Below are 1,472 nucleotides of genomic sequence, written 5' to 3'. Positions count from 1 at the left end.
GAGGTGGCGCAAAATTCAAGGTGCGAACTTAGTCTTTTGCGTAGGAGGCCGTGATGAAATTCTGTGGCATAGACCTGCATTCGAACAACAGTGTTGTGGTGGTTACCGACGAAACGGATCGAGTATTGGTCAGTCGACGCTGTCCCAACGAGCTAACGCCAATCCTCTCGCTGCTCGAGCCTCACCGTGCTGAATTGGTTGGCGTCGTGGTTGAGTCCACCTACAACTGGTATTGGTTGGTCGATGGCCTTAAGGCGGCGGGCTTCGAGGTGAAGCTGGCCCATCCTGTGGCGATGAAACGCTACGACGGTTTGAAGCATGCCGATGACAAAGATGATGCGGCGTTCCTGGCGCATTTGCTCCGACTCGGGATTTTACCGACGGGATATATCCACCCGCCGCAAGAACGTGCGCTGCGAGATTTGGCACGTAAACGTATTCAACTGGTACGCAGTCGGACTCAGCACATTCTGTCCGTCGAGAACATCATGGCGCGCCAGTATGGCCGGCGACTGAGCTGCAATGAAGTCAAAGGGCTGTCAGCTACATCCATCGACAGGCTGGGCCTGCCGACGGATGTGGCTCTGGCCATGAAAGCGAATGTCGCCATTGTTCAGGCCTTGCAGATCCAGATTGACCTTCTTGAAGAGCGATTACTGCACGAAGCCCGTCTGCGCCCGGAGTTTTCCTTGCTGAAAACGATGCCCGGGATTGGCGAGGTGCTGGCCACGGTCATCATGCTGGAAACCGGAAATATCGAGCGCTTTGCCGACGTAGGCCACTTCGCTTCTTACGCTCGCTGCGTAAAAAGTGCGCATTACTCCAACGGCAAAAAGAAAGGTGAAGGCAACGCCAGGAACGGCAACGCTTATTTGATCTGGGCTTATATCGAAGCGGCTAATTTCGCCCGGCGCTTCAGCGAGGATGCCAAACGCTTTTTCGAGAAAAAGAAAGCCAAGACCAACGCCGTGGTCGCTACCAAGGCACTGGCACACAAGCTGGCGCGAGCGAGTTATCACATCCTGAAGGAGAAACAGCCTTTTGATGCCAGACGCTGTTTTGCCTGAGGGGCGAATGAGGTGATGGTTGGCCAACCAAAAAGGGACTGGGCTCGAACCACTAAATCTGAGTGGCGACCGACCATCACCGCCTGAGAGTGTTGTAACCGGGTCGTCTGCCAGGTGAGCCAGCTGGGACTGGACGTGTGTTTTGCACGAGCCACAGTTCTGTGACACGTTTTGGACGCATTGGCAGCACCAACGTTTCTCTGGGGCAGTTAACTGCCAGGGCGGTGCTGGTCGTATCGCTACCGCTTGATCCAAATGGGTGTCTGGCACGACTTGGTCGTAGCTAGTAATGAGAAAACGGGCTCGACGGGTTCAACCGATCAGGTTGAGTAAAAGAGCAAACCCTGCAGTTGAAAACTGCAGGGCGTGGTGGCTTTTAACCTTGACTTGAGACCGGCTAATGGG

General features: G+C 54.8%; 1 protein-coding gene. It reads left to right on the top strand.

The window, feature by feature from the left end; translation table 11 throughout:
- Positions 1-53 precede the first annotated feature (53 nt).
- Positions 54-1,067, top strand: coding sequence for an IS110 family transposase (locus DXT77_RS00010; protein WP_119426115.1), 1,014 nt, complete (start codon positions 54-56; stop codon positions 1,065-1,067).
- Positions 1,068-1,472: the final 405 nt, after the last annotated feature.

Origin of the sequence: Pseudomonas sp. 91RF, from assembly GCF_003576265.1 — a bacterium.
Taxonomy (GTDB): Bacteria; Pseudomonadota; Gammaproteobacteria; order Pseudomonadales; family Pseudomonadaceae; genus Aquipseudomonas; species Aquipseudomonas kribbensis.
Note: the sequence above shows the minus strand (reverse complement) of the source record. Positions and strands in the feature narration are given on the sequence as shown.